The organism is Streptomyces sp. NPDC037288 (genome assembly GCF_055603265.1).
This window is the reverse complement of sequence record NZ_JBVJVY010000059.1, coordinates 1-22,393: the sequence shown is the minus strand read 5'-3', so window position 1 is coordinate 22,393 and position 22,393 is coordinate 1. Positions and strand designations below refer to the sequence as shown.

21 protein-coding genes are annotated in these 22,393 nt (G+C 72.6%); 4 read left to right on the top strand and 17 right to left on the bottom strand.

The genetic code is table 11. From position 1 onward, the window contains the following. Nucleotides 1-74: 74 nt before the first annotated feature. From ACZ7GZ_RS37850 to ACZ7GZ_RS37780, 15 genes are all read right to left on the bottom strand, one after another. Entirely contained in the window at nucleotides 75-1,514 is a 1,440-nt protein-coding gene (locus ACZ7GZ_RS37850) for a sensor histidine kinase (protein WP_471031625.1), read from the bottom strand. Between the two features lie 13 nt (nucleotides 1,515-1,527). Continuing rightward, on the bottom strand, nucleotides 1,528-2,787 hold the full coding sequence (locus ACZ7GZ_RS37845; RefSeq protein WP_471031624.1) for an acyltransferase family protein: 1,260 nt from the start codon (nucleotides 2,785-2,787) through the stop codon (nucleotides 1,528-1,530). Further along, nucleotides 2,780-3,871, bottom strand: a complete 1,092-nt coding sequence (locus ACZ7GZ_RS37840; RefSeq protein ID WP_471031621.1) for an alpha/beta hydrolase — start codon at nucleotides 3,869-3,871, stop codon at nucleotides 2,780-2,782. The genes ACZ7GZ_RS37845 and ACZ7GZ_RS37840 overlap by 8 nt, the downstream gene beginning before the upstream one ends. 149 nt (nucleotides 3,872-4,020) lie before the next feature. Continuing rightward, nucleotides 4,021-4,920, bottom strand: a complete 900-nt coding sequence (locus tag ACZ7GZ_RS37835) for an alpha/beta hydrolase (protein WP_471031620.1) — start codon at nucleotides 4,918-4,920, stop codon at nucleotides 4,021-4,023. Between the two features lie 217 nt (nucleotides 4,921-5,137). After that, nucleotides 5,138-6,322 carry a kynureninase gene (kynU, locus tag ACZ7GZ_RS37830; RefSeq protein ID WP_471031618.1) on the bottom strand — a complete coding sequence of 395 codons (1,185 nt, stop codon included), beginning with the start codon at nucleotides 6,320-6,322 and terminating at the stop codon, nucleotides 5,138-5,140. Continuing rightward, nucleotides 6,315-7,160, bottom strand: coding sequence for a tryptophan 2,3-dioxygenase family protein (locus tag ACZ7GZ_RS37825; protein ID WP_471031617.1), 846 nt, complete (start codon nucleotides 7,158-7,160; stop codon nucleotides 6,315-6,317). Before ACZ7GZ_RS37825 ends, kynU begins: the two co-directional genes overlap by 8 nt. A gap of 154 nt (nucleotides 7,161-7,314) precedes the next feature. After that, nucleotides 7,315-7,728, bottom strand: a complete 414-nt coding sequence (locus ACZ7GZ_RS37820) for a DUF3151 domain-containing protein (protein ID WP_471031615.1) — start codon at nucleotides 7,726-7,728, stop codon at nucleotides 7,315-7,317. A gap of 53 nt (nucleotides 7,729-7,781) precedes the next feature. Then, entirely contained in the window at nucleotides 7,782-9,236 is a 1,455-nt protein-coding gene (locus ACZ7GZ_RS37815) for an MFS transporter (RefSeq protein WP_471031614.1), read from the bottom strand. 63 nt (nucleotides 9,237-9,299) lie between these two features. Continuing rightward, on the bottom strand, nucleotides 9,300-10,322 hold the full coding sequence (gene fbaA, locus ACZ7GZ_RS37810; protein ID WP_471031612.1) for a class II fructose-bisphosphate aldolase: 1,023 nt from the start codon (nucleotides 10,320-10,322) through the stop codon (nucleotides 9,300-9,302). Nucleotides 10,323-10,466: 144 nt separating this feature from the next. Continuing rightward, entirely contained in the window at nucleotides 10,467-11,015 is a 549-nt protein-coding gene (pyrE, locus tag ACZ7GZ_RS37805; protein ID WP_471031609.1) for an orotate phosphoribosyltransferase, read from the bottom strand. A gap of 10 nt (nucleotides 11,016-11,025) precedes the next feature. After that, complete coding sequence (locus ACZ7GZ_RS37800) at nucleotides 11,026-11,832, bottom strand: aldose epimerase family protein (protein ID WP_471031608.1); 807 nt, start codon at nucleotides 11,830-11,832, stop codon at nucleotides 11,026-11,028. A 46-nt stretch (nucleotides 11,833-11,878) separates the two neighbouring features. After that, on the bottom strand, nucleotides 11,879-12,634 hold the full coding sequence (locus ACZ7GZ_RS37795) for an SRPBCC domain-containing protein (RefSeq protein WP_471031606.1): 756 nt from the start codon (nucleotides 12,632-12,634) through the stop codon (nucleotides 11,879-11,881). 63 nt (nucleotides 12,635-12,697) lie between these two features. After that, a complete protein-coding gene (locus ACZ7GZ_RS37790) occupies nucleotides 12,698-14,335 on the bottom strand; it encodes a polyamine aminopropyltransferase (RefSeq protein ID WP_471031603.1) in 1,638 nt (545 codons plus the stop codon). 79 nt (nucleotides 14,336-14,414) lie between these two features. Continuing rightward, nucleotides 14,415-14,957, bottom strand: coding sequence for a DUF2617 family protein (locus ACZ7GZ_RS37785; protein WP_471031601.1), 543 nt, complete (start codon nucleotides 14,955-14,957; stop codon nucleotides 14,415-14,417). 317 nt (nucleotides 14,958-15,274) lie between these two features. Next, nucleotides 15,275-15,634: a hypothetical protein gene (locus tag ACZ7GZ_RS37780; RefSeq protein WP_471031598.1), complete on the bottom strand. Its 360-nt coding sequence runs from the start codon at nucleotides 15,632-15,634 to the stop codon at nucleotides 15,275-15,277. A 118-nt stretch (nucleotides 15,635-15,752) separates the two neighbouring features. Here ACZ7GZ_RS37780 and ACZ7GZ_RS37775 point away from each other — a divergent pair, with 118 nt between their 5' ends. Together ACZ7GZ_RS37775 and ACZ7GZ_RS37770 are read left to right on the top strand one after the other, a co-directional pair. Next, a complete protein-coding gene (locus ACZ7GZ_RS37775) occupies nucleotides 15,753-16,937 on the top strand; it encodes a pyridoxal phosphate-dependent aminotransferase (RefSeq protein WP_471031596.1) in 1,185 nt (394 codons plus the stop codon). 118 nt (nucleotides 16,938-17,055) lie between these two features. Continuing rightward, nucleotides 17,056-18,237, top strand: coding sequence for a hypothetical protein (locus ACZ7GZ_RS37770; RefSeq protein ID WP_471031594.1), 1,182 nt, complete (start codon nucleotides 17,056-17,058; stop codon nucleotides 18,235-18,237). Nucleotides 18,238-18,252: 15 nt separating this feature from the next. On the opposite strand, the gene ACZ7GZ_RS37765 is transcribed toward ACZ7GZ_RS37770, so the two are convergent. Continuing rightward, nucleotides 18,253-18,789 carry a type III secretion system chaperone family protein gene (locus tag ACZ7GZ_RS37765; protein WP_471031592.1) on the bottom strand — a complete coding sequence of 179 codons (537 nt, stop codon included), beginning with the start codon at nucleotides 18,787-18,789 and terminating at the stop codon, nucleotides 18,253-18,255. Between the two features lie 149 nt (nucleotides 18,790-18,938). Here ACZ7GZ_RS37765 and ACZ7GZ_RS37760 point away from each other — a divergent pair, with 149 nt between their 5' ends. Beyond that, nucleotides 18,939-19,073: a hypothetical protein gene (locus tag ACZ7GZ_RS37760; RefSeq protein ID WP_471031590.1), complete on the top strand. Its 135-nt coding sequence runs from the start codon at nucleotides 18,939-18,941 to the stop codon at nucleotides 19,071-19,073. 46 nt (nucleotides 19,074-19,119) lie between these two features. Here ACZ7GZ_RS37760 and clpB read toward each other — a convergent pair whose 3' ends face one another. After that, entirely contained in the window at nucleotides 19,120-21,717 is a 2,598-nt protein-coding gene (gene clpB / locus ACZ7GZ_RS37755) for an ATP-dependent chaperone ClpB (RefSeq protein ID WP_471031588.1), read from the bottom strand. Between the two features lie 114 nt (nucleotides 21,718-21,831). Here clpB and ACZ7GZ_RS37750 point away from each other — a divergent pair, with 114 nt between their 5' ends. Continuing rightward, nucleotides 21,832-22,224, top strand: a complete 393-nt coding sequence (locus tag ACZ7GZ_RS37750) for a pyridoxamine 5'-phosphate oxidase family protein (RefSeq protein WP_471031586.1) — start codon at nucleotides 21,832-21,834, stop codon at nucleotides 22,222-22,224. The last annotated feature ends 169 nt before the right edge of the window (nucleotides 22,225-22,393 follow it).

The window sequence follows — 22,393 nt, the reverse complement described above, 5'->3', positions numbered from 1 at the left end:
GGTTCTCCTGTCGGGGCTCGGGCTCGGGGCTCGGGGCTCGGGGCTTGCGGGTCGGCGGTGGGGTGAGGGCCGGGTCAGGGCGGACCGGCGGGTGTCGGTTCCGTCGGTCCGGGGGCGCCGCCCCGGGGGAGGAACGCCGCCACCAGGAAGCCGCCGTCGCGGGTCGGTTTCGCCTCGACGCTCCCGCCCAGCATCGCCGCACGCTCCCGCATGCCCAGCAGGCCGTGCCCGCTGCCCGGGGTCGGCTGGACCGGACGGCTGGGGCGGGAGTTGCTGATACTCAGGTATATGCCGTTGGGGAAGTGGGCGATGTCCACGCGCACCTTCGCGCCCGGCGCGTGCCGCAGTACGTTGCTCAGCGCCTCCTGGACGATCCGGTACGCGGACAGCTCCACCCCGGGCGAGTAGCCACGCGGGTCGCCCTCCTCGGCCTTCACGACGTCCACGCCGGCCGCCCTGGTGTTCTCGAGCAGGGAGTCCAGACGGGCGAGGTCCGGCTGCGGGGCGTCGGGGGCCGGGCCGGTGCCGGGAGCGGACAGGCGAGAGGTGTCCCGGGCCTCCGGTTCGTCCGGGCTCTCGGAACGCAGGACGCCGAGCACGCGGCGCAGCTCGGTCAGGGCCTCCAGGGCGTTGTTGCGGATGCCCGCGAGGTTCTCCTTCAGCTCCTCGGTGGGGTTCTCCACCAGGTGGGGAGCCACCTGGGCCTGGATGGAGATCACCGACATGTGGTGGGCGACCACGTCGTGCAGCTCCCGGGCGATGCGGCTGCGCTCCTCCAGGAGGGTGCGGCGGGCCCGCTCCTCGGCGGTGATCGTCGTCTGCTGGACCAGTTCGGTACGGGCCTCGCTCCGACTGCGCAGGGCGGCGCCGATGACGGTGGCGACGGCGAACAGCCCGACGGCGACGACACCGGTCGCGGAGTAGTGCTGGGCGCCCACGCCGCTCTTGCTCTGCACGGCGAAGGTGATCACCGCGGTCACACCGAGCGCGGCGACCGCTCGGCGGAGGCGGACGCGCAGGGCCAGGAGCAGGAGTACGCCCATATGGGCCAGCAGAACGGGAACGGACCAGGGCCAGTTGGGGCCGGGAGGCGCGAGCGAGTCCAGGTGCGGGCGGGCGAGCAGCGCGGGGGCGGTGGCGGCGGCCAGGGACACCGCCCAGGCGGGAACGGGAAGCCTGAGGGCCATGACAAGGGCGGCGGCCTGGAGGAACGTGCACCACACGGCTACGCCGAAGGCGAGGCCGTAGCTGTCGGACAGCTCTTCGGCGCCCGCTCCCATGATGGCCAGGGCCGCGTAGAAGGTGAGCAGGTAGGTGAGGAGGCGGAGCCAGCGGTACCTGGAGAAGGGGGGTGACTGGGAGGAGGGCTTGTCCCCGAGCCAGGCACGGAGGCGGGCGGCACGGGAAGGAGTGGCCGGGCCGGACTCGTCCTCGGCCGGGATCGGGGAGTCGGGTGAGGTCACGGGCCGGGCGCCGTCGGAGTGCTCGGTCGGGTTCTCGGGTTCCGCGGACATCACGGACGTCACTCTAGGCATGGTGCGCGGACCTCGCTGGCGGCACATGGCGGCGGACCACGTGCGACGTACGGTTACGGGGGCGGCGGGGGCCCTGCTCGTGGTGCCGGAAGGCGGTCCAGCACAGGGCGAGGGCCAGGGCGAAGACAGGGAGCCAGAGCAGGCGGGACGCCACCCAGCCAAGGGAGTCGGGGGTGGTGTGCAGGCCGGGCAGACGGCCGGCCAGGAGGGCCGTCGCCGTGGTGGCCATCATGGCCGTCTGGTGCCAGAGGAAGACCGTCATCGCGGAGAGGTTGACGAAGGCCGTCGCCGCCCAGGCCACAGGGCGGGTCATCGCGCGGCGCAGGCGGTCGCGGAGCAGGAGGGCGAGGCCGCACTGGGCCAGGCCGAAGGTGACGGCCGCCAGGGTCGGGGGGTTGAGGTTGGATATCGGCGCGCCGGGGACGCCGACCATGGACGCCGGATAGCCCGCGCAGGCGATGAGCACGGCCGTGGCCGCGGTACCGCCGAGCAGCAGGGTCCAGGCCGAGCGGCGGCTCGTCAGCTCGCCCCGGGCCCAGGCGGCGCCCAGGGTGTACGGGACCAGCCAGCCCGCCGGCAGGTTCAGCCAGCCGAGCCAGGACGGGCCGAGGTGCAGGCCGAAGCGGAGCAGGTCCACGTGCAGGACGACGGCGAGCGGCCAGAGCGGGTTGAGGCGCGCGACCAGCGGGGTGGCGGCCGTGAGCGCGGCGAAGACCAGCAGGAACCACAGTGGGGACAGCGCCAGTTTGAGCAGCGTGTGGATCGTGGACAGGGGGGTGCCGCTGATCAGGAGGGTCACGGTCGCCACCGTCCACAGGGCGAGCAGCGCGGCCACCGGGCGCAGGAGGCGGGTCAGACGGGCCCGCAGCCAGGCGGCGTAACCGTCGCCTCGGTCGCGGGCCGAGGCCAGGCCGCGCGTCGCCACGTGGCCGCCGACCAGGAAGAACACCGCCAGTGTCTGGAAGACCCAGGAGACCGGGGCCAGCCGGGGCATGTGCTGCAGCGGGCTCGCCGTGTGCAGACCGCCGTCCTGCGCGACCAGCGCCGTCACCAGCCAGTGGCCGAGGACCACACCGAGGATCGCGAGGGCGCGCAGGGCGTCGATCGCACGGTCCCGGGATGCGGGCGTGGCGGTGCCGACCTGGTGGGCGGCTCGGCGGAGGGTGTGGAGAGGCGCGCGGAGGGCTGTGCGGAGGGCGGGTCGCGGGGCGTGCAGGGTGGTGCGGGGGGCGCTTGCGGTCTGCTCAGGCACGGGTCACCTCCGAGGTCTCGCCGAGGGTGATCCGGGCCAAGTTGGCGAGGGAGGCCGAGCCCGGGGTGAAGTAGCCGCTGTGGTCGGCGTCGGCCGCGTCGAAGACCCGGGCGCCGAAGGCGTGGGAGACCGGGTCGGTGCCGAAGCCGAGGGTGGTGCCGAAGAGGCGGGCGCGGACGTGCGGCACGTGCTCCACCCAGTCGTCGCTGCCCCGGGCCGCCCAGATCCGGGCGCCGGTGTGCAGGGCGGCGGCCGAGTCGGCGCCGGTTCCGGGGCTGCCGACCAGGGCTATGTCGTCCGCGTCCAGGCCGGGGGCGGCACGGCCGCAGACGACCGAGCCGTAGGAGTGGCAGAGCAGGGATATGTGTGTCCGGGATGGGGTCGCCGCGCGCAGGTGGCGTACGAAGGCGCGCAGGCGGGGAGCGGCTTCGTCGGCGCGGGTGGTCGTGGTCACCGTGGTGCTGACGGTGGCCGGTGTCTCGTAGCCGAGCCAGGCGATGACGGCGACGTGGGTGTGCCGGGGGGCGCGGCGGTCGAGGTCCGTGTAGAGGGCCGTGGCCGCCTTGTGGAAGCGGGCGTAGGTGTCCAGAGAGGTGTCCGAGCCGGGGACCAGGACCGCGAGGTGGTCGGCGTGGCGGAGGTCGCCGAGGACCTCTGTGGCCTGGCCTGCGCCGCGGCCGTCGAAGGTGAGGAGGTGGCGGGACGGGGAGGCGAGTGCCTGGTCGGCGGTGGCGCGGTGGGTGTCGCCGTGGGTGGCGGCCATGCGGGCGGCCCGGGCGGCGTCGGCCCGGTTGGTCTCGTAGGTGGTGGGGAGGGTGTCTGCGGTGAGCGGGGGGAGGGTTGCGGGGGTGGGAGCGGGGATCTGGGGGCGGGCCGCGCCGGAGAGGGGGGCGGCTATGGCTGCGGTGAGGAGGGCGGCGAGCAGGGCGCGGCGCCATTTTTCCGGGCGGCGGGCGGGGTGGGAGCCGTCGGTCTTCGGGCGCCCCCCGTGGGACGCCCCCGCCGACGGCGACTGCCGGTCCGTGGAAAGGGAGGCCGTGGTCCGGGGCGACGGTGCATGGGCTGGGGAGGTGGCATGCCCCATGGGCGGGTTCCTTTCAGATGGCCCGGCCATCGGGCTTGTCTGAGAAGGAAGTTAGGGATCGGAGACCGTCGTCGGCGTCCCGCCAGGGGGCTGTCCTGCGGGGTAGCTCTCAGGTACTACGGGTATCACCGGGTTCCGGAGACGACCCGTCACCACGCCAGTTGGGCGATCTCCTCCGCCACCACCGCGCACGCGTCCGCCGCCGGGTCGATCAGCGGGAAGTGGCCCACGTCCTCCAGCAGCGTCAGGCCCACGACCTCCCCGGCCTTCGCCGCCGCGTCCGCGTAGGACTCGGCCACCGCCTGCGGCACCTCCCGGTCCGTACGCCCCTGGACGAGCGTCGTGGCGATGCCCGTCGGGAGGAGCAGGACGGGGTCGGCGTAGGGGCGGCGCGCGGCGAACGCGTCGTGGCCGCCGAGGAGTTGCCGGCTCGCGTTGCCGCACACGTCCAGTTTCTCCGCGACCTCGAAGTCCGCGATCGGGGCGAGGGCGACGACCCCGCGCAGCGGCGCCGGCTGACCGGTGCGCCACGAGGCGTCGGCGGGCAGGACGTGGCGGGCCGCGGCCCACAGGGCGAGGTGGCCGCCGGCCGAGTGGCCCGTCAGCACGGTGCGGCGCGGGTCGGCCTGCGGGAGCGCCTCGCGGATCAGGGCGGGCAGGGCGTCCAGGGCGGCCGCGACGTCGTCGAAGGTGTCGGGCCAGCGGCCGGCCGGCGAAGGGGCGTCACCGCCGTCACCCGTGCTCTGCCCGGGGGTCAGGGGCTCGCCGCCGCGCCGGTACTCGACGTTCGCCACCGCGAAGCCCCTGCGGGCCAGGTAGTCCGCGAAGGGCGTGATGTGGCGCCGGTCGTAGCGGGCGCGCCAGGCGCCGCCGTGCAGGACCACGACCACCGGGGCCGGGGAGTCCGAGGCGGTCCGGGGGGCGTAGAAGTCGATCACCTGGTCGGGGTGGCTGCCGTACACGGAGGTGGCGTCGGGGTCGACCGGGGGGTGCGAGAAGGCCGACTCCTCTTCGGCGGCGGCGCGGGCTGCTGCGGCGTCGTCCGGCATGCTCCAACCTCTCAGCGATGGAACGTGTGCGGCGTCTGACGGACCGGATGAGAATCGTCGTTCGCCGTTGGCGGGGACGGTATCAGGCCGGTGACGTGCGGGGACACGGGGATGTGACGGAGGGTTAGGGTAAACGGTTCTCCGCCCGTCGGGTGAGCCGACGGCCGGGCCGGGGGAGCCGGGGGCTGGGGTATGTGGCCCCGCCCCCTGCTCCCCGCTACGCCAGTTCCTCGGCCAGGATCCGGGCCGCCCGCTCGGTCTCGCCGAAGGTCACGTACAACGGCGTGAAGCCGAAGCGCAGGACGTCGGGGTGGCGGAAGTCACCCACCACGCCGCGGGCGATCAGGCGCTTCATCACATCACCGGCGTCCGGGCAGCGCAGGGCGACCTGGCTGCCGCGTTCCCCGTGCCGTTCCGGAGTCACGGACTCGACGCGCCCCGGCTCGGTGTACGCCCGCACGCAGTGCAGGAAGAAGTCCGTCAGCGCGAGGGACTTGGCCCGGACGGCAAGGACGGAGACGCCGTCCCAGACGTCCAGGGCCGCCTCCAGGGCGAGCATGGAGAGGATGTCCGGCGTACCGACACGGCCGCGCCGCGCGCCCGGCGCCGGTGCGTAGGACGGGCTCATGCCGAAGGGGTCGGTGTGCGAGTTCCAGCCGGGCAGCGGGGAGTCGAAGCGGGGCTGCAGCTCGCTGCGGACGTACAGGTACGCCGGTGAACCGGGGCCGCCGTTCAGGTACTTGTAGGTACAGCCGACCGCCAGGTCGACGCCGTGCTCGTCCAGGCCCACCGGCAGCGCGCCGGCACTGTGGCACAGGTCCCAGACCGCGAGGGCGCCGGCACGGTGGACGGCCGACGTCAGCGACGGCAGGTCGTGGAGGCGGCCGGTGCGGTAGTCGACGTGGTTGAGCAGGACCGCGGCCGTACGATCACCCAGCTCCCCCGGCACCTCCGACGGCGTCACGGCCCGCAGGGTGCGGCCGGTCAGGCGGGCCGCCGACTCGGCGATGTAGCCGTCCGTGGGGAAGGTCGTGGCGTCCACCAGGATCTCGGTGCGGTCCTCGCCCGCCATCCGTACCGCCGCGACCAGTGCCTTGAAGACGTTGACGCTGGTGGAGTCGCCGACGACGATCTGCCCGGCCGCCGCGCCGACCAGCGGGGCGATCCGGTCGCCGATCCGCTCCGGCGCCGTCCACCAGCCGCTCTCCTCCCAGGAGCGGATGCGCAGTTCGCCCCACTGGCGGCGGACCACGTCGGCCACGCGGTCGGGTACCTGCGCGGGCAGGGCACCCAGGGAGTTCCCGTCCAGGTAGATGACGTCATCCAGCAGGAAGCGGTCCCTGAGCGGCGCCAGCCGGTCCGCCGCGTCCAGCTTCTCTGCCCGCAGGACGAGCTCAGGCATGGGACCTCGCCGTCCACAGCTCCGGGAAAACGTTCTTGCGGGCGCGCTTCTCCAGCCAGGCCACGCCGGCCGAGCCGCCCGTGCCCGGCTTGGCGCCCATCGCGCGGCGGGTGGCGACCAGGTGGTCGTTGCGCCAGCGCCAGACCAGCTCGCCCACGTCGGTCAACGCCTCGCCGAGCCGGGCGAGTTCATCACTCTCGTCCCCCGCGTAGACGGCGGCCCAGGCCGCCTCCACGGCGTCCGAGGGTGCGTAGCGCTCGGAGACGTCCCGGTGCAGGACCGAGGCCGGGATCGGATGGCCGCGGCGGGCGAGCAGGCGTACGACCTCGTCGTACAGGCTCGGCTCGTGCAGGGCCTTCTCCAGTTCCGCGTGGACGCGCGGGGCACCGCGGTGCGGGACGAGCATGGACGCGGACTTCTCACCGAGCAGGAACTCCATGCGGCGGTACATCGCCGACTGGAAGCCGGAGCCCTCGCCGAGGGCGCTGCGGTACGCGTTGAACTGCGCCGGGGTGAGCTGGCCGAGCGGCTTCCAGGAGGCGTTCAACGCCTCCAGCTCCCGCACGGAACGCTTCAGCGCGGCGATCGCGGCCGGTACGTCGTCCGCGCGCAGGGCGTTCGCCGCGGTCTCCCACTCGTGCACGATGACCGTGAACCACAGCTCCATGACCTGGGTCGTCACCAGGAAGACCATCTCGCCGGGATCGTCGGAGAGGGTGTGCTGCAGGTGGGTGAGCACGTCCGCCTTGACGTAGTCCTCGTACGGCGTCGTACCGGCGAAGTCGAGATGCGGGGTCTCGGGCTCGGCCTCGGGAAGGGGGTGAGCCTGTTGGGACATCGCTGTCTCCTGTTGTTACTCCGGGTAGCGGTCCGCCCCTGCCGATTCCGGCACGGGGGCCCCGGTCCCCACCCGGAATCCTCCGCAATCGCCTCGGATACGGCAAGGCCCGTCTGCTGCCAGACGGGCCACACCGGTGGGGCCGTGGGCCGGGTCAGCCCAGGGTCTGGGCCGCCGGCGGGGAGGAGTCCTTGAGGAACTGCGAGCAGCGCTCGTACTCCTCCTGCTCGCCGATCGCCTGCGCGGCGCGGGCGAGGGCGTGCAGGGCGCGCAGGAAGCCGCGGTTCGGCTCGTGCTCCCAGGGGACCGGGCCGTGGCCCTTCCAGCCGCTTCGGCGCAGGACGTCCAGGCCGCGGTGGTAGCCGGTACGGGCGTAGGCGTACGACTCCACGACCGCGCCGCGCTCGAACGCCTCGTCGGCCAGCTGGGCCCAGGCGAGGGAGGAGGCGGGGTACTTGGCGGCGACGTCCGCCGGCGCGGTGCCCTGCGCGAGGAGCTCGCGGGGTTCCGGGTCGTCGGGGAGGTGGGTGGGGGGCGGGCCGCCCAGGAGGTTCTCGTGAATCGTCATGGGTTCAGTCTCTCGCACCGGCGCATATGCGAGCTCGTCCTGCGAACCCCGGTCTACCCCCTGCGCTCCCCCTCCAGCGGCGGCGTCGCCACATTGCCGTGGGTACGGCACTCCGGGCGCGGGCAGCCGGGGGCCGGCCGGCGGACCAGGGTGAACGCGAGGACCGAGCCCAGCAGCAGCGTCCCGGCCAGCATCGGCATCGCCCGGTCGAACGCCGCGTCGAACGCCGTGGGCGACCGGTAGGCCTCCGGGCCCATCCCCGCCAGCAGGGGCAGCGCCGCGACCGCGATCAGGCCCGCCGCCCGTGCCGCCGCGTTGTTGATGCCGCTGGCCAGGCCGGCCCGCGCGGTGTCCACCGAGGCGAGCACCGTGGCGGTCAGCGGGGCGACGAGGGTGACCATGCCGGCGCCCATCACCAGCAGCGCGGGCAGGACGTCCGTCAGGTAGTCCGCGTCCGGCCCGACCCGCAGCATCAGCAGCATCGCCGCCGCGCACAGCAGGGGGCCGACGGTCAGCGGCAGCCGCGGGCCCGTGCGGTCGGCCAGGGCGCCGGAGCGGGCGGAGAACAGGAGCATCAGGGCCGTGGTCGGCAGCAACGCCGTACCGGCCGCCAGCGGTGAGTAGCCCGCCACCACCTGGAGCTGCAGCGCGGTGAGGAAGAAGAAGCCGCCGAACGCCGCGTACACGCACAGGGTGACCAGGTTGACCGCCGTGAACTGGCGCGAGGCGAAGATGTCCGGCGGGAGCATGGGATCGGGGCGGTGGCGTTCGACGTACACGAAGGCCACCGCCGCACCCAGACCCGCCAGCCCCGTCAGGGGCACCGCCAGGGAGCCCGACCGCGCCTCGATCAGCGCGTACGTCAGCAGGGCCAGCGCCAGGGCGCCCAGGAACGCGCCGAGGACGTCGAAGCGGCCCCCGCGATCCCCGGCGGACGACTCCGGCACGTGCCGCACCGCGACCGGCACGCACAGCAGCGCCAGCGGGACGTTCAGCAGGAAAACCCAGCGCCAGCCGGGGCCGGCCACCAGCCAGCCGCCCAGGAACGGGCCGACCGCCGCGCCGACCCCGCCGAAGCCGGACCACAGGCCGACGGCCCGGCTCCGGTCGTCGGGGTGGAAGGACGACTGGATGAGCGCGAGGGAGCCCGGGGTCAGGAGCGCGCCGCCGACCCCCTGCAGGGCACGAGAGGCGATCAGCACGGGCGGGTTCGGCGCCAGACCGCACAGCAGGGACGCCGCCGCGAACCACACCACGCCCAGTACGAAGATCTTCCGGCGGCCGTAGCGATCGCCCAGCGAGCCGCCCAGCAGGATCAGACCGGCCAGCGTGACCATGTACGCGTTGACGGTCCACTGCAGCGCGGCCAGGCTCGCGTCCAGGTCGCGGCCGATGCGCGGCAGCGCCACGTTGACGACGGTGGAGTCCAGCATGGCCATGCTGGAGCCGAGGACCGTGGTGAGCAGGATCCACTTGCCCTGGGGCGAGGCCAGCCGGACGTCGGGCACGTACCCAGGTATACAGCGGGCCCGGCGCCGTAGACAGCCGCCGGGCCCACCGTGGAGCACTGCTTACTTGATCTTGTTGCCCGCCGAGCGCAGGTTCTGCGTGGCCTCGACGACGCGCGCGGCCATGCTCGCCTCGGCCAGCTTGCCCCAGGTGCGCGGGTCGTAGGCCTTCTTGTTGCCGACCTCGCCGTCGACCTTCAGGACGCCGTCGTAGTTCTGGAACATGTGGGCGGCGACCGGACGCGTGAAGGCGTACTGCGTGTCGGTGTCGAGGTTCATCTTCACGACGCCGTTGTCCAGCGCGGTCAGGATCTCCTGCTCGGTGGAGCCGGAGCCGCCGTGGAAGACGAAGTCGAACGGGGACTGCTTGCCGAACTTGGCGGCGACGCCGTCGTTCAGCTCCTTCAGCAGGTCGGGGCGGAGCACGACGTTGCCCGGCTTGTACACGCCGTGGACGTTGCCGAAGGAGGCGGCCAGCAGGTAGCGGCCCTTCTCGCCCAGGCCCAGGGCCTCGGCGGTGCGGATCGCGTCCTCGACCGTGGTGTACAGGGAGTCGTTGATCTCGTGCGAGACGCCGTCCTCCTCGCCGCCGGTCGGGGTGATCTCCACCTCCAGGATGATCTTGGCGGCGCGGGTGCGCTCCAGCAGCTCCCGGGCGATGGCGAGGTTGTCGGCGAGGGTCTCGGCGGAGCCGTCCCACATGTGCGACTGGAACAGCGGGTTCCGGCCGGCCTTCACGCGCTCCTCGGAGACCGCGATCAGCGGACGGACGTATCCGTCGAGCTTGTCCTTCGGGCAGTGGTCGGTGTGCAGCGCGATGTTGACCGGGTACTTCTCGGCGAGGATGTGCGCGTACTCCGCGAGGGCTACCGCGCCGGTCACCATGTCCTTGCTGTACTGGCCGCCGAGGAACTCGGCGCCGCCGGTCGAGATCTGGACGATGCCGTCGCTCTCCGCCTCCGCGAAACCGCGCAGCGCCGCGTTCAGGGTCTGGCTCGAGGTGACGTTGATGGCCGGGTAGGCGAACTTGCCTGCCTTCGCCCGGTCGAGCATCTCGTTGTAGACCTCGGGGGTTGCGATGGGCATCTGTCCGCTCCTTGTGTTGCGGGTGAGAGGTTCTGCGTTACGGCCCTGACCTAGACCTGAGGGGGTGACGTCGTCGTCGGCCCCATCTTTCCAGACATGGACCGCTGGTCCATGCGCCGGTCAAGTCCAGGTCAATCCGCGTCGTCAGTCCAGACCCAGTTCATCCTTCGAGAAGGCGAACCGGTACGGAACACCCGCGCCGGCCTCGATCTTCTCGGCGGCACCGGTCGCCCGGTCCACGATGGTCGCCACGGCGACGACCTCCGCGCCGGCCTCGCGCACGGCCTCCACGGCGGTGAGCGGGGAACCGCCGGTGGTGGAGGTGTCCTCGACCACCAGCACGCGCCGGCCCACGATGTCCGGGCCCTCCACGCGCCGCTGCAGGCCGTGCGCCTTCGCGGCCTTCCGCACGACGAACGCGTCGAGCTTCTTCCCGCGCGCGGCGGCGGCGTGCAGCATGGCCGCCGCGACCGGGTCGGCGCCCATGGTCAGCCCGCCCACCGCGTCGAACTCCAGGTCCGCGGTCAGATCCAGGAGCACCTGACCGACCAGCGGGGCGGCCTCGCCGTCGAGGGTGATGCGGCGCAGGTCGACGTAGTAGTCGGCCTCCAGACCCGAGGAGAGGGTCACCTTGCCGTGCACCACGGCCTTGTCCTTGATCTGCTGCAGCAGCGCGCCGCGAACGTCCGTCATGCCGACCAGCTTAAGGGCGCCGCCAGCTCCAGGTCGTCGTCGCCTCCAGCGGCTCCAGCGGGGTGACCAGGCGCGGAAGGGTGTTGAGCCCATTCGGCGGGCCGGTCTGCGGCTCCACGCACACGGCCTCGGCCTGCTCGTCGTAGACGACCACCCACTCCTCGCGGCTGGCCACCTTCAGCTCCAGCTGCCCGGGCCAGGTGAGGGTGACGTCGACGCCGCCGGGCATGCCGAAGCAGTCGTCCCAGGGGCCGGGCTTCGGGGCGATCCGGTTCCCGGTGGGCAGCTGGTCCTCCCCGCGCTCCTCCTGCCAGGCGGGCTCGAAGCCGAGCGTCACGGCCTCGCCGACTGCACCGTCCTCGCCCACGAGGGTTCGGTTGAACCAGGGGTGCCAGCCGATCTGCGCCGGGAAGGAGTCGTCGTACGTCTCCACGGACATGGACAGCGTCAGGCTGTCCCCGGCGAGCAGGACGCTCTGGGTGACGCGGCCGGGGTGCGGCCACGGGTCGGCCAGCTCGCACGTGATCACCACCTCGTTCTCCGAGACGCGCGCGGTGCGCCAGGCACCGTCGCGGGCGGTGCCGTGGATGGCGTGCGGCGGGGAGTTGAGCGGCATCTGACGGACGGTGCCGCCGTCCAGGAAACGGCCGTCCCTGATGCGGCCGCACCACGGCACCATGGGGAAGCAGCCGAAGCGGGGGCCCTGCCTCAGCAGTTCGAGGGAGCCGAGCTTGAGGCTGCCGATACGACCGCCGTCGGCGGGGCTGACACGTACCTCTGCGTCACCTGCGGTCAGCGTGATGTCTTCGTTACTCACGGGAAGAGGCTACTGGGGAACGGGTCACCTGAAGGGGCGCCTTCGCTCAGCGGCGTTTACGCAGCGCCCTGCTCACGACGATCGCCGACGCCACGGCCAAGGCCGCCGCCGGGGCCGCCCAGCGCAGTGCCGACACCGCCGTCACCGTCTGGGGGGCCGGCACCGGGGCGTAGCGGCCGCGCGGGGGTGCGTGGTCGACCTCCTCGGCGCTGCGGCCGATCATCGTCCGGCGCGCGTGCGCGGCCTCGGCGGGCGGCTCACCGGTGTCGGCGAAGTCCTCCGCGAGACGGTCGGCCGCCGTGTCCGGGGCGGGCGCGGGGACCTCGGTGTCGAAGACGGAGGGGTGCTCGGCTTCGGGCGCCGGCCCCTGCTCCTCCGGCGCGTCCGTCGTCGCCAGGTTCTCCACGAAACGGTTCAGCAGGCGGGTCGCCGCCGCGCTCACCGCGTCCGGCGGCAGCTCGGCGATGCGGCCGTCCGCGGCCACCGTGCCCTCGGCCGTGACCGTCGTACCGCCCTCGGTGTCCGCGAGGCGCAGGGTGAGGGTGAGTTTCACGGCGCCGGTGCCGCGGGCCTCGGTGGCGTCGGCCTCGACGGCGTACGTGCCGTTCTCGCGGGCGACCACCCGTGCCGTGCCCCGGTAGGTGACGGAGTGTCCGCCGACGCGCAGTTTCAGGCGTCCGGCGACGGGTTCGGCACCGGCGTCCTGTTGCAGGCCGGGGATGGCGCGGGCGACCTGGGCTGGATCGGCGAGGGCGGCCCTGAGCGGTTCGACCGGGACCGGGACGAAGACCTGGTGCTCCATGTCCGCTGAGCCTACCCAGGTGTGACCGTACCCTCACGGAAACCGGCTCCTCGGTGCCGGCTCTCAGTACCGCGGATGCACCAGCGTCGAAGCCGGCAGACCCCCGATCCGCGTCCGTGCCGCCGCCCTCCCGTCCGCCGTCAGGTCGCGCTGGGTCAGTGTGTGCGCATGCCAGGACCCCAGCCGCAGCGGTGGCGGGGTGTGTCCCGCAGCCGCCAGCAGGAACCCCCAGTCGTGCGGGGCACCGGACGCGCCCGCCGAGCGGTCGGGGCCGGCCGGGAAGCCGGAGTCGTGGCCGAGGACCCGGTAGGGGGAGTCGGCGAAGCCGGCCGTGCGCAGGGTCGCGGCGACCGTCCAGAACGCCAGGGGGCGGGTGGTGACGGAACCGGCGTGCACCACCAGGCGCCCACCGGGGGCGAGGACGCGGCGGGCCAGGCCGTAGAACTCCTGGGAGTACAGCTTGGTGCTGGCGGTGATCCCGGGGTCGGGGAGGTCGGCGATCACGACGTCGTACGACCGTCTCCGGGCCCCGCGCAGCCAGCCGAGGGCGTCGGCCGCGGTGGTGTGGAGACGGGGGTCGGCGTAGGCGTGGCCGTTGGCGGCGGCCAGGCCGGGGTCGTGGCGGGCCAGGCGGATCAGTGCCGGGTCGAGTTCGACGATGTCGACGCGGCGCACTCCGGGCCGGCGCAGCACCTCACGGGCGGCGAGGCCGTCGCCGCCGCCGAGGATGAGGACGCGCGCGTGCGGCCCGCCGGACAGCGCGGGGTGCACGAGGGCCTCGTGGTAGCGGCGTTCGTCGCGACCGCCGACGCGGAGCCGGCCGTCCAGGAAGAGGTCGAGGGGCTTGCCGTCGGTGCCGCCGGCCAGGACGACCTCCTGGACCCCGGTCTGTTCGGCGACGCGCACGTCGTTGCCGTAGACGGCGTGCCGGGCGGCGCGTTCGAAGTCGTCGGCGAGCGCGGCGGCGGAGGCGAGGACGCCGAGGACGACGAGGCCGCCGACGAGCAGGGTCCAGCGGGCCCGGCAGGTCAGGTCACGGCGGAAGAGGCCCAGTACCAGGGCACCGCCCGCCACCACGTTGACCGTGCCGGTGACCAGCGCGCCCGTCAACTGGCCCAGGAAGGGCAGGAGAAGGAAGGGGAAGGCGAGGCCGCCGACCAGCGCCCCCACGTAGTCCGCGGCGAACAGGTCGGCGACCGCGCCGCCCGCGTCCTGGTGGCGGATGCGCTGGATCAGCTCCATCAGCAGCGGGACTTCGGCGCCGATGAGCAGGCCGATGGCGAGGGAGAAGGTGACCAGGAGGCAGCGCGGGCCCTGGGCCCACAGCCCGCCCCAGTCGCCGGTCCAGGCGAAGACGGCGTACAGCGCCATCGCGCTGCAGCCGCCGACCAGCGCGAGGACGGTCTCGATCGCGCCGAAGCCGGCCGCCGCGTGCCAGCGCAGCCGTTTCGCGCCGAGGGAGCCGATGCCCATCGCGAACACCATCACGGACAGCACGACGGAGGCCTGGGTGACCGAGTCGCCCATCAAGTACGAGGCGAACGCCAGCAGTTCGAGTTCGTAGACGAGTCCGCAGGCGGCGCAGACGAAGACGCACACGAGAACCAGGAACCGCCCGGTGCCGGGCCGGACGGGCAGCCGGGCGGGGCCCGCCCAGGGGGGCGGGGCGCCCGGGGGCGCGGGGGCGTGCGGTTCGATCACGTTGCGACGTTACGTCACATGCGCGGTACGCTTCGTCACCCACACGTGTGGAACCGGGGGCGGTTGACACCCGGCGGGTTTATGTCGGCGCGGTGTGCTCGGCGGGCTGTGGTCCCTTCACCCGCGCCCCGACCCGGGTACGGGTGGCCACCAACTGGCCGTCCTGCGGGTAGGCGTGCCAGGTACGCCAGTGCACCTGGCCCTCGTGGCGCTGTGCCAGCATCGCGGTGAAGGCGTGCGGGCTGCCCGGGAAGACGCCCGCGAGGCCGTGCGGATGGTCGGAGACGAGGGCCAGCAACTCCTGGGCGCGGCCCGCGAACGAGCCGGGGGTGAGCACCTCGACGCGTGCGGCGAACTCGTACTCCCAGTCGTCGACCCGCTTGGCGACGCCGAGCGGCAGCGGGGTGCTGGAGCCGGGGATACACGCGACCGTCTCCGAACACAGGCCGCGCTCCTCCTCCAGCAGGACCTGGTGGGATGCGCCGAGCAGTCTCAACTGGAGCTTCGTGCCGGTGAGTTCCAGATCGAGGGTGGCCAGGGCCGGCAGCGGCTCGCGTCCCAGGGCCCAGGCTAGGTCGGCAGCGCGCGTATCGGTGTAGGAGGTGTTCAGGGTCGTGAGCATGGATCGGCTCCGCAAACACGCGATGAGGGGGGAGATCGGCCATGTCAGCCCAGCCGGCTCGGCCGGGTGGGGAGTCTCAGGGACGTCCGAGGGGCTGCGTTGGCGGTTTAGAGGGAATCATGAACAGAGGCGCCCCCACAGCGTTTTTACCCAACTTCATGGGGTTTCCATCCCTCAGGGGGCTCCACTGTTCAACTGTTCAACCATGGCGTACGCCGGGCGCGAGAACGAGACGGCGGGCGCCCGCCGGTTGCCTTCGCCGGCGGGCGCCCCTGTGCGGCCGTATGCGGTTCCCCCGAAAGCTCAGCTGCCCCGTGTCAGCTGCCTCCGCCGCATCCGCCCCCGCCGCCGCACGACGAACCTCCGCCGCAGGACGAACCCCCGCAGGAGGAACCCCCGCCGCAGGAGGAGTGGCCTCCACAGGAGGAGTGGCCGCCGTGGTGCCCGCCGTGGTGCCCGCCCGACGAGCCGGAGTCGGTGCCGCCGGCCCACCAGCTGCTGCTGCCGTCGTACAAGGACGACGACGAGGACGACGACGAGCGGTACGACCCGGACCGGCCGCGGGCGCCCTTGCCGAGCGACACCTTGCGCCGCCGCTTGCCGGTCCGTGCGTCCGCCAGTGCCGTGAGGATCACGAACCCGGCCACGAACAGGATGAAGATGATGCCGGCGTCCATGGCGTCACCCTCCTTCCGTTCCCCCGAAGCGGCCCCCCGTGGACCGCGGTGACCGGGGAATGCCCGGCCGTCTCAGGGCTCAAAGCAGAGTTGAGGAACTCCAGAGCTTGGGCGCAGGATGACCGGCATGACCTCCAGCGCACGTCCTCACCTCAACCGCCGGCTCGCCGAGTTCGGGACGACGATCTTCGCCGAGATGTCCGCGCTCGCCGTGGCGACCGGGGCGATCAACCTGGGCCAGGGCTTCCCCGACACCGACGGCCCCGAGGAGGTGCGCGAGGCGGCGGTGCGGGCGCTGCGCGAGGGCCGCGGCAACCAGTACCCGCCGGGCCCCGGCATCCCGGAGCTGCGCACCGCGATCGCCGCGCACCAGCTGCGCCGCTACGGCCTGTCGTACGACCCCGACACCGAGGTGCTGGTCACGGCGGGCGCGACGGAGGCGATCGCGGCGGCGCTGCTGGCGCTGGTGGAGCCGGGCGACGAGGTCGTGGCCCTGGAGCCGTACTACGACTCCTACGCGGCGAGCATCGCGATGGCGGGCGGCACACGCGTACCGGTCACCCTGCGCCCGCACGACGGCTCCTTCCGCCTGGACCTGGACGAGCTGCGCGCCGCCGTCACCGGCCGCACCCGGCTGCTGCTGATCAACACCCCGCACAACCCGACCGGTACGGTCCTCACGCGCGCGGAGCTGGCCGCGATCGCCGAGCTGGCGGTCGAGCGGGACCTGCTGGTGGTGACGGACGAGGTCTACGAGCACCTGGTCTTCGAAGACGCCGGGCACCTGCCGCTCGCCTCCTTCCCCGGCATGCGCGAGCGCACGGTGACCATCGGCTCGGCCGGCAAGACGTTCTCCTTCACCGGCTGGAAGGTCGGCTGGGTCACGGCCGCACCGGAGCTGGTGAGCGCGGTCCGCTCGGTGAAGCAGTTCCTGACGTACGTCTCCTCGGGCCCCTTCCAGTACGCGGTCGCCGAGGCCCTGGCCCTGCCCGACTCCTACTTCGAGGGGTTTCGCCGGTCCATGCTGGCCCGCCGCGACATCCTGGCGCAGGGCCTGGCGGAGGCGGGCTTCGAGGTCTTCGTCCCGGCCGGCACGTACTTCATCACCACCGACATCCGCCCCCTCGGCGAGAAGGACGGCTTCGCCTTCTGCCGCGCCCTGCCGGAACGCGCGGGCGTGGTGGCGATCCCCAACGCCGTCTTCTACGACGACAGGGAGGCCGGGGCACCGTTCGTACGGTTCGCGTTCTGCAAGCGCGAGGAAGTCCTGAGGGAGGCCGCGGAGAGGCTGCGGGCGCTTTAGCGCCCCGCAGCCGAAGACCCAACGGCGCCTGTCCGCTTACTCGACACAGGTGAACCCGTGACACCGATGGCCGTCACCTGCTCGCGCCCGCGCCCCCGCACTTGCAGGGTGCGGTGATGTGACCTACGCCCGCACCATCCTCGCCCCGCCCCTCACCACACCGAAGCAAGCGCAGCGAACCCGCACCGTGCGAGCGAGCGGGGTCGCCGTGGGCCTGTTCCTCGGGGCCCGGCTCACCGGGGTGGCCGTACTCGCCCTCGTCGCGCACGTCGCCGGCCGGCACCCGCTGACACTGCTCGGCCGGTCCTGGGACTCGGTCTGGTACCTCGGCATCGCCGCGCACGGCTACGGCCACGACCTGCCCTCCCACGACCCCGGCCCGCACAGCGACCTGGCGTTCTTCCCGCTGTACCCGGCGCTGCTGCGGGCGGTGACCGCGCTGACCCCGCTCGACGGGAGCCTCGCCGGGCTGCTGATCTCGTGGACCGGGGCCGCCGTGGCCGCCGCCGGGATCCACGCGGTCGGCTCCCGGCTGCACGGGCGGACCACCGGCATCGCGCTGGTGCTGCTGTGGGGGGTGCTGCCGCACTCGGTGGTGCTGTCGATGGCGTACACCGAGCCGGTGCTGACCGCGTTCGCGGCCTGGTCGCTGTACGCGGTGCTGGCCGGGAACTGGCTGTGGGCCGGTGTCCTCGCGGCGCTCGCGGGGCTGGCCCGGCCGAACGGGTTCACGGTCGCCGCCGCGGTGCTGGCCACGGCCGGGGCCGAGGTGTGGCGGCGGCGCGGAAGGGTTTCCCACAGGCTGTGGACGGGCGCGGCGCTCGCCCCGCTGGGCTGGACGGCGTACGTGCTGTGGGTGGGCCGGTGGAAGGGGGATCCGCTCGGCGGCTATTTCGAGGTGCAGCGGCTGTGGGGATCGCGGTTCGACTTCGGGCGGGGCTCGCTGGAGTTCGTGCGCGCCATGCTGCTGCACGGCGGCCGGTTCGTGTTCCCGGTGGCGCTGGCGCTCGTCGTGGCGGGGACGGTGCTGTACGCGCTGCTGTGCCTGGACCGCGCTCCGCTGCCGCTGCTCGTGCACAGCGGGGCGCTGCTGCTGATCGCGCTCGGCGGGTCGGGCTTCTTCGAGTCCAAGCCGCGGTTCCTGCTGCCGGCGTTTCCGCTGCTGCTGCCACTCGCCCGGGGGCTGGTGCGCATGGCGAGAGCCCGGCCCTGGCACGCGACCGTGCTGGTCGTGAGCCTGGCCGGGCTCAGCTGTCTCTACGGCGCGTACCTGGTGGTGTACGCGCGGGAGCCGCTGTAGGCCGTGCGGCGGGGCTTACTCGCCGTCGCCGTCGTCCTCGGGCTTGTCCGCCTCGTTGACCTCCTGCTCCAGGCCGAGCTGCTCGACGAGCCACTTGTCGAACTCGATAGCGGCCCGCACCCAGCTGACCGTGGAGGAGACGAAGTGGTTGATGTCGACGCCCGTGCCGATCAGCATCTGGGCCTCACCGATCAGACGGACGGTGCCGTCCTCGTGGGTGTGGCTGTAGACCTTGGGCCACAGGGTGCGGCGGTTCCATTCGTCGACGGACTCCAGCAGCTGCGGCTTCTCGTCGATGGGGTGGGGGCGGTCGTAGAAGGTCCGCACCGAGAAGACCGCCTGTTCGGCCTCCCCGCGGAACATGAAGTAGGTGCGGAACTGCTCCCACGGAGCCGCGAGGTCGCCTTCCTCGTCGACGACGTACTTCAGCTCCATCTGGTCGAGGAGCTGCTTCACGAGGTCCTGATCCGGGAGGACGGGGCCGGCCGGTCCCTGGGGCTGCGGTTCGGGCTGGCCCCCGAAGTTCGGAATCGAGGACGGGTCGATGCTCACCGTGTATTTCCCTTCATGGTGGATCTGGCCATCCTCCCCCATGCGGGGAGGGGGGAGGCAAGCCCCGACGCCCTTGTCAGCCTTGGGCGGACACGATCCAGTCGTCTGCCGGTGACAGTGTCATGACCAGCGGGCGGCATGATCGCGGCATGCGCATGAAGAGAGAGCTGCGGTGGCTGCTGTGGGGAATGTGGCTTGTGTGCCTGGTGGTCGCCGTCTGGTTCGTCGTCGTCGTGATCATGCTGCTGACGGAGGACATGCCGCTCAATCAGCTGCAGAACTGACCCAGGCCCGCCCGTCACCGGTGGACGGGCCTGGCAGCACCGCTCGTCACAGGGTCTTGCCGGTCCGCGGTCCCACGAGCAGGCCGTCCCCGGACCTGTCCACCCGCACCGTGTCGCCGTCCTCGACCTCGCCGGAGAGGATCTCCCTGGCGAGGCGGTCGCCGATGGCGGTCTGCACGAGGCGGCGCAGCGGGCGGGCGCCGTAGGCCGGATCCAGGCCCTCCTCCGCCAGCCAGGCCAGCGCTTCCGGCGTGACGTCCAGGGTGAGCCGGCGCTCGGCCAGCCGCTTGCCGAGCCGGTCGATCTGGAGCTTCGCGATCCGCTCCAGCTCGGGCCTGGTCAGAGCCGAGAAGACCACCAGGTCGTCGAGCCGGTTGAGGAACTCCGGCTTGAAGGACGTCCGGACCGTCTCCAGCACCTGTTCCCTCTTCTCCTCCTCGCTCGTCAGCGGGTCGACCAGGAACTGGCTGCCCAGGTTGGAGGTGAGCACCAGGATGGTGTTACGGAAGTCGACCGTCCGGCCCTGGCCGTCCGTCAGGCGGCCGTCGTCCAGCACCTGGAGCAGGATGTCGAAGACCTCGGGGTGGGCCTTCTCCACCTCGTCCAGCAGCACGACGCTGTACGGGCGGCGGCGCACCGCCTCGGTCAGCTGGCCGCCCTCCTCGTAACCGACGTACCCGGGGGGTGCGCCGACCAGACGGGCCACGCTGTGCTTCTCGCCGTACTCCGACATGTCGATGCGGACCATGGCCCGCTCGTCGTCGAAGAGGAAGTCGGCGAGCGCCTTGGCCAGTTCGGTCTTGCCGACACCGGTCGGGCCGAGGAAGAGGAAGGAGCCGGTGGGACGGTCGGGGTCGGCGATACCGGCGCGCGAGCGCCGTACGGCGTCGCTGACCGCCCGCACGGCCTCGGTCTGGCCGATGAGCCGCTTGCCCAGCTCGTCCTCCATGCGCAGCAGTTTCTGCGTCTCGCCCTCCAGCAGGCGGCCGGCGGGGATGCCGGTCCAGGCGGCGACGACGTCGGCGATGTCGTCGGAGCCCACCTCCTCCTTCACCATCGTGTCCTCGGCGACCTCCTCCTCTGCCTCGGAGGCGGCCTCCAACTCCTTCTCCAGCTGCGGGATCTCGCCGTAGAGGAGCTTGGCGGCGGTGTCGAAGTCGCCGTCGCGCTGGGCGCGTTCGGCCTGGCCGCGCAGGTCGTCCAGCTTCTCCTTCAGCTCGCCGACGCGGTTGAGGGACTGCTTCTCCTTCTCCCAGCGGGCGGTCAGGCCCCGCAGCTCCTCCTCCTTGTCGGCGAGGTCGCGGCGCAGCTTCTCCAGGCGGGCGAGGGAGGCCGGGTCGGTCTCCTTGCCGATCGCCAGCTCCTCCATCTTCAGCCGGTCGACGGCGCGCTGGAGTTCGTCGATCTCGACGGGCGAGGAGTCGATCTCCATTCGCAGGCGGGAGGCGGCCTCGTCGACCAGGTCGATGGCCTTGTCGGGGAGGAAGCGGGAGGTGATGTAGCGGTCGGAGAGGGTGGCCGCCGCCACCAGCGCCGAGTCCGCGATCTGGACCTTGTGGTGGGCCTCGTAGCGGCCCTTCAGGCCACGGAGGATCGCGACCGTGTCCTCCACGGTCGGCTCGGCGACCAGCACCTGCTGGAAGCGGCGCTCCAGGGCGGGGTCCTTCTCGATCCGCTCCCGGTACTCGTCCAGGGTGGTGGCGCCGACCATACGCAGCTCGCCGCGGGCCAGCATGGGCTTGAGCATGTTGCCGGCGTCCATGGCGGAGTCGCCGCCCGCGCCGGCGCCGACGACGGTGTGCAGCTCGTCGATGAAGGTGATGATCTGCCCGTCGGAGTCCTTGATCTCGGCGAGGACGGCCTTCAGCCGCTCCTCGAACTCGCCGCGGTACTTGGCCCCGGCCACCATCGCGCCGAGGTCGAGCGCGACGAGCCGCTTGTCCTTCAGCGACTCGGGCACGTCACCCTTGACGATCCGCTGGGCGAGCCCCTCGACCACGGCGGTCTTGCCGACGCCGGGCTCGCCGATGAGGACGGGGTTGTTCTTCGTACGGCGGCTCAGCACCTGCACGACCCGCCGGATCTCCTGGTCCCGGCCGATGACCGGGTCCAGCCGGCCCTCGCGGGCGGCGGCGGTGAAGTCGGTGCCGAACTTCTCCAGGGCCTTGTACTGGCCCTCGGGGTCGGCGGTGGTCACGCGGCGTCCTCCCCTGGCCTTCTGGAAGGCCTCCTGCAGCTTCTTCGCATCGGCGCCCTGCCCCTTGAGCACGTCCCCGGCCGCGCCGCCCTGCGCGGCGATGCCGATGACCAGGTGCTCGGTGGACAGGTACTCGTCGCCGAGCGCCTTGGCGCGCTCGGTGGCGTCCGCGATGACGGCCAGCAGCTCGCGGTTGGGCTGCGGGGGCGCGACGGTCGATCCGGTCACGCTGGGCAGAGCGGCCAGGATCTTCTCGGCGCCCGCGCGTACGGCGGCCTGGTCGGCCTCCACGGCGGCGAGCAGGTCGGTGATGTTCTCGTTCTCCTGCCCCGCGAGCAGCGCGAGGAGCAGGTGCGCAGGTGTGAGGTCCGGGTGCCCCTCGGTCACGGCGCGGTTGCTGGCCGCGTTGATCGCGTCCCGGCTCCTGTTGGTCAGCTCGGCGTCCACTTGTCCGTTCTCCTCTTCGGCCACTCTCCACTGCTGACTTAGCCAGCGTACACAAAGTTGAGTCTATTCCGCTCAAGGTGGGCGGCAAGGCCTGCGGGGGCTAGGTTGCGGGGCATGGTGAAGCACTCTGAGCGGTACCTGGAGTTCTGGCGAGAACGCCACCTGTGCACGCTGACCACGCTGCGGCCCGACGGCAGCCCGCATGTGGTGCCGGTGGGGGTGACGTACGACGCGGAGGCCGGGCTGGCCAGGGTGATCACCAACGGGACCAGCGCGAAGGTGGGACATGTGCGCGCGGCCGGGGCCGAGGGCGCCCGGGTCGCGGTGTGCCAGGTGGACGGCCGGCGCTGGGCCACGCTGGAAGGGCGCGCACGGGTACGCACGGAACCGGAACGGGTGGCGGAGGCGGTACGGCGCTATGCCGAGCGCTACAAGCGGACGCCGGGGCCGAATCCGGCGCGCGTGGTGATCGAGATAGAGGTGCTGCGGTCACTGGGGAACGGCTGAGGCGGCCGAAAACTTTCGGCCACGCTGGAGGCGCGCCCATACGCGAAATACCACGGAATATCCCCAAAAACTGCAGCGGGGGGGGGGGGGGGGGGGGGGGGGGGGGGGGGGGGGGGGGGGGGGGGGGGGGGGAGGTGGTGTGGTGGGGGGGGGGGGGGGGGGGGGAGGT

Bases quoted from the DNA above. Each gene is read 5' to 3' on its own strand.
- ACZ7GZ_RS37780 (WP_471031598.1), bottom strand. From the start codon at position 15,634: ATGGACGCCGGCATCATCTTCATCCTGTTCGTGGCCGGGTTCGTGATC.
- ACZ7GZ_RS37825 (WP_471031617.1), bottom strand. From the start codon at position 7,160: ATGTCCCAACAGGCTCACCCCCTTCCCGAGGCCGAGCCCGAGACCCCG.
- ACZ7GZ_RS37840 (WP_471031621.1), bottom strand. From the start codon at position 3,871: ATGGGGCATGCCACCTCCCCAGCCCATGCACCGTCGCCCCGGACCACG.
- ACZ7GZ_RS37795 (WP_471031606.1), bottom strand. From the start codon at position 12,634: ATGGAGCACCAGGTCTTCGTCCCGGTCCCGGTCGAACCGCTCAGGGCC.
- pyrE (WP_471031609.1), bottom strand. From the start codon at position 11,015: ATGACGGACGTTCGCGGCGCGCTGCTGCAGCAGATCAAGGACAAGGCC.
- ACZ7GZ_RS37775 (WP_471031596.1), top strand. From the start codon at position 15,753: ATGACCGGCATGACCTCCAGCGCACGTCCTCACCTCAACCGCCGGCTC.
- ACZ7GZ_RS37835 (WP_471031620.1), bottom strand. From the start codon at position 4,920: ATGCCGGACGACGCCGCAGCAGCCCGCGCCGCCGCCGAAGAGGAGTCG.
- ACZ7GZ_RS37785 (WP_471031601.1), bottom strand. From the start codon at position 14,957: ATGCTCACGACCCTGAACACCTCCTACACCGATACGCGCGCTGCCGAC.
- ACZ7GZ_RS37850 (WP_471031625.1), bottom strand. From the start codon at position 1,514: ATGTCCGCGGAACCCGAGAACCCGACCGAGCACTCCGACGGCGCCCGG.
- ACZ7GZ_RS37820 (WP_471031615.1), bottom strand. From the start codon at position 7,728: ATGACGATTCACGAGAACCTCCTGGGCGGCCCGCCCCCCACCCACCTC.
- ACZ7GZ_RS37750 (WP_471031586.1), top strand. From the start codon at position 21,832: ATGGTGAAGCACTCTGAGCGGTACCTGGAGTTCTGGCGAGAACGCCAC.
- ACZ7GZ_RS37760 (WP_471031590.1), top strand. From the start codon at position 18,939: ATGCGCATGAAGAGAGAGCTGCGGTGGCTGCTGTGGGGAATGTGGCTT.
- fbaA (WP_471031612.1), bottom strand. From the start codon at position 10,322: ATGCCCATCGCAACCCCCGAGGTCTACAACGAGATGCTCGACCGGGCG.
- kynU (WP_471031618.1), bottom strand. From the start codon at position 6,322: ATGCCTGAGCTCGTCCTGCGGGCAGAGAAGCTGGACGCGGCGGACCGG.